At 25.2% G+C, this 3,701-nt stretch carries 5 protein-coding genes; 3 read left to right on the top strand and 2 right to left on the bottom strand.

What is annotated here, in order from left to right; genetic code table 11:
• Positions 1-311: DUF4004 family protein (locus tag A500_RS15765; protein ID WP_016208562.1), on the top strand; the 311-nt coding region annotated here is incomplete at its 5' end.
• A 161-nt stretch (positions 312-472) separates the two neighbouring features.
• Positions 473-1,381, top strand: coding sequence for a PucR family transcriptional regulator (locus A500_RS15760; RefSeq protein WP_016208561.1), 909 nt, complete (start codon positions 473-475; stop codon positions 1,379-1,381).
• Between the two features lie 109 nt (positions 1,382-1,490).
• Here the strand turns inward: A500_RS15760 and A500_RS15755 are convergent, their stop codons facing one another.
• Both A500_RS15755 and A500_RS15750 read right to left on the bottom strand, forming a co-directional pair.
• Entirely contained in the window at positions 1,491-2,054 is a 564-nt protein-coding gene (locus A500_RS15755; RefSeq protein ID WP_016208560.1) for a chromate transporter, read from the bottom strand.
• Positions 2,047-2,628, bottom strand: coding sequence for a chromate transporter (locus tag A500_RS15750; RefSeq protein WP_016208559.1), 582 nt, complete (start codon positions 2,626-2,628; stop codon positions 2,047-2,049). The genes A500_RS15755 and A500_RS15750 overlap by 8 nt, the downstream gene beginning before the upstream one ends.
• Before the next feature lie 120 nt (positions 2,629-2,748).
• Here A500_RS15750 and A500_RS15745 point away from each other — a divergent pair, with 120 nt between their 5' ends.
• Positions 2,749-3,624, top strand: a complete 876-nt coding sequence (locus A500_RS15745) for a LysR family transcriptional regulator (RefSeq protein ID WP_016208558.1) — start codon at positions 2,749-2,751, stop codon at positions 3,622-3,624.
• The last annotated feature ends 77 nt before the right edge of the window (positions 3,625-3,701 follow it).

The raw sequence follows: 3,701 nt of genomic DNA, 5'->3' as shown, positions 1-3,701 counted from the left end.
CACGCTATGAAGAGATAATTGATACTAAAGATATATATGAAGAAAACAATATATTTTCACTATTTATATATAATAAACTTATCAATTTGGGAAGTTTAAATATTTCAGAAATAAAGGAAATAACAATATTAGCAAATAGAGGTTATGAGAAAATAGATAATAGAGATTATGAGCTTATCATAAAAAGGAAATATGGGGTATGCTATTACTATATAGTAGTAGATAATATTGATATGTTTAACGATGATTCATCTATTAATCTTGCAAAAATAAATATTAATAAAGTTATAGAGGAAATAAAAAGATTGTAGAAGAAAAAAAGTTATAGGGCTACCTATAACTTTTTTGTTTAAAAATTAAGTATAATTAAGAAAGTACTACCTAATTTATTATGTTAATCATATAGATTATTAATTGAAACATATATATAATATAAGTATGAGAAGGATTTAAACTCAAAGAGGAGGAATATATGGTAGCAATTGTAAAACTATTAAATGAAGTATGTGAAAAAACTAATATTAGGGTTAGATTATTAGATTCTAGTAACAATGAAATTTTTGATAATTTACCAACAACGGAATCAAAGGTTATGAGAAAAATATCTGTAAAAGATAAAATTTATAAATTGATTTTAGAACAAGATGATATTAGAATAATACCAGCAATTGAGTATATATTAAATAAATGTATAACAGAAGAAAATATAATAGAAGAATTGCTTGAAGGGAAAAAGCAATGGGATGTATTGTTAGATCCATCAATAACTAAAGCAAATAAAATGTTACTTATTGAAGCTATTAAAGAAAATGAAGTTTTAGAAATAGTAAAGGATACATATTCCGATAATAATGTTTATATTGGAGAAATCTACGATAGAATAATTGTAATTGGGAATTTAGAAGATGAAAAAGAATATGCTCTTTCATTAAAGGAAACAATTATTCAAACTTTAGGAATAAATATAAAAATATGTATAAGTAATTTAGACTATACATTCGAAGGATTTAAAAAAGCATATAATAAATCTGTACAAACCTTAGAAATAGGAAGAAAATTCAAAATAAAGCCTGAAATATATTGTATTGAAGAAATGTATTTAGAAAAGGCTATTTTTAATTTATCAGATAAATATGTACAAGAGTTAAAGGAAGAATATAAGGATATATTTAAAAACTTAAGTCATGAATTAATACAAACAATTGAAGAAATATTAAAATGTGACTTATCTTTAACTAAAGCATCTAAAAATCTATATGTACATAGAAATACATTAATGTATAGAATTGAAAAAATTAAAAAGGAAACTGGATTTGATATACGTAATTTTAAGGAAGCTACTTTCCTTTATATTTTATATATGAACAGCAAAAGAAATTAATTAAATGAAAAATTAATAAAATAAGTAAAATTAAAAAATAACCATAATAAGTATTAGGATTTCTTATTATGGTTATTTTTATAATCATGTATATTGATATCTATAATAGTTATATATAAATAAACAAACCTAAAAAGCCTGTTAATGCTATAATTGTTAATGGATTAAACTTATATCTCCTAAGTAAAAATAGTGAAATAGAAAAAATTATAATAGCAAATATGTTAAGGTTATTCAAATTTCCACTTAGTGTAGTTCTACCTAAAAATGCAATTAAAATTATAGAGGAAGCAGATGATGCAATAAGACCAATTGAAGTTGAACGAAGACCTTTTAAAATATTTGCAATTTCTTCGATATCATTATGCTTTTTAAAAAAATTAAATAAGAAAATAGAAATAATTACACCAGTAATTACGCAAGCGAAGGTAGCTAATATTGCACCAAGGATTCCAGCTATTCTTAGGCCAACAAAAGTTGAAGCATTAATTGATAATGGTCCAGGAGTCATTTGAGATATAGTAATAATATCAGTAAATTCTTGAATAGTAAGCCAACCATATTTATTTACCATTTGATCTTGAATTAGAGGCATTATAGCATAACCGCCACCAATACTAAAAGAACCTATTTGCCAAAAGCTTAAAAATAAGGTAATAAGGATATTAATCATTTCTGAGTCCTCCTAATTTTTTCTTCTTAACATATACTTGAGTAAGGCTGACTATTACTCCAAAAATAATAATAGCTAGTACATTAATATTAAAGAAGAAGCTAGCTATAAATGATAGAGGAACTAAAAGTGATAGTAATAAATTTTTTTCCTTAAATACATCTTGGCTCATATCAATAACTAGATCTACAATTGTAGCTGCAACACCGGCTTCCATTCCTTTAAGAACTGAAGAAATAATCATATTACTTCTGAATGCTTCGTAGAAGAAAGATATAATAGATAATATTAATAAAGGAGGTAAAACCGTACCTATACATGTGATAATAGCTCCTTTTACACCTAAAAGGTTATATCCTATTAGTGAGGATAAATTAACAGCAATGGCTCCTGGATTCGATTGAGCTATTGCTGCCATATCTAGTAGCTCTTCATTATTTATCAGTTTCATATCTTCAACTAAATACTTTCTTAATAATGGAATAATTACGTAGCCTCCACCAAAGCTGAAGCAACTGACTAAAAATGTCACCTTAAAAAGTGAAAAATATAGCTTAAAACTTTTAATTTTCATGCCATGCACTCCTTATGATTTACTCTTATGCTTATAAGTATATAGCATGGACATAGGATAAGTATAATAGTATAATTTTATATAATATATAAACATTTAGTAATGAATTAGGAGGGGAAAATGAAGATTAGGCATTTACGTATTTTTAAAACAGTATGCGAAGAGGAAAGTGTCACTAAAGCATCTGAAAAGTTATTTATGACGCAGCCAGCAGTTTCCCATGCTATAAGTGAGTTAGAGGATTATTTAGGAGTATCTTTATTTGATAGAATTTCAAGAAAAGTTTATTTAAATGAGACAGGTAAATTATTTCTTACAAAGGTTACAAAGCTATTAGACTTATACGATGATTTAGATAAAAATGTTAAAGAATTAGAAGATAATGCTGTTATTAAGATAGGATCTTGTATAACTATTGCAAATTTTATTTTGCCTACTATAATAGGGAAATTTCAAGGCGTTTGTAAATCTACTCCAACAAAAATTATAGTCGATAATGCTAGAAGTATTGAAAATATGTTATGTAAGAATGAAATTGATTTAGGGTTAATAGAGGGAGTTGTTTACAATGAAGAACTTGAAAGAATACCTTTTTCTTATTATGAATTAGTAGTAGCTTGTTCTAATAAACATAAATTTGCAAAAGAAAAACCTATAACGTTAAGTGAGTTAGTAAAAGAAAAGTTACTATTAAGAGAAAAGGGAAGTTCTATTAGAGATATTTTTGATAGTGCCATGCTATTACATGATATAAGAGTAAATCCCAGTTGGACAAGTGTTAATTCTCAAGTTTTGATAGAAGCTGCAAAAGAAAATTTAGGGATAACAGTATTACCTAGGGTATTAGTTGAAAATGAAATTAATTTAGGAAATCTTGTTGAAATTAAAGTTAATGAGCTTAATTTATCTAATATAAATCATATTGTTTTTTATAAAGGAAAAGTACAAACTAATAGTTTCAAGGAATTAATAAATATAATAAAAAATAGTCTATAGACTTGTCCTTCAAAAAGTCTATAGACTATTTTTATAATTTATTACTTAAAGTCCTAGAGAATATTAATAAGCATTCT

Source organism: Clostridium sartagoforme AAU1, from assembly GCF_000401215.1.
Taxonomy (GTDB): Bacteria; Bacillota; Clostridia; order Clostridiales; family Clostridiaceae; genus Clostridium; species Clostridium sartagoforme.
The sequence above is the reverse complement of the archived record's forward strand: the minus strand, read 5'-3'. Positions and strand labels throughout refer to the sequence as shown.

What these genes read in the sequence shown, in the direction of transcription:
- A500_RS15760 (WP_016208561.1), top strand. Translation starts at nt 473, where the DNA reads ATGGTAGCAATTGTAAAACTATTAAATGAAGTATGTGAAAAAACTAAT.
- A500_RS15750 (WP_016208559.1), bottom strand. Translation starts at nt 2,628, where the DNA reads ATGAAAATTAAAAGTTTTAAGCTATATTTTTCACTTTTTAAGGTGACA.
- A500_RS15755 (WP_016208560.1), bottom strand. Translation starts at nt 2,054, where the DNA reads ATGATTAATATCCTTATTACCTTATTTTTAAGCTTTTGGCAAATAGGT.
- A500_RS15745 (WP_016208558.1), top strand. Translation starts at nt 2,749, where the DNA reads ATGAAGATTAGGCATTTACGTATTTTTAAAACAGTATGCGAAGAGGAA.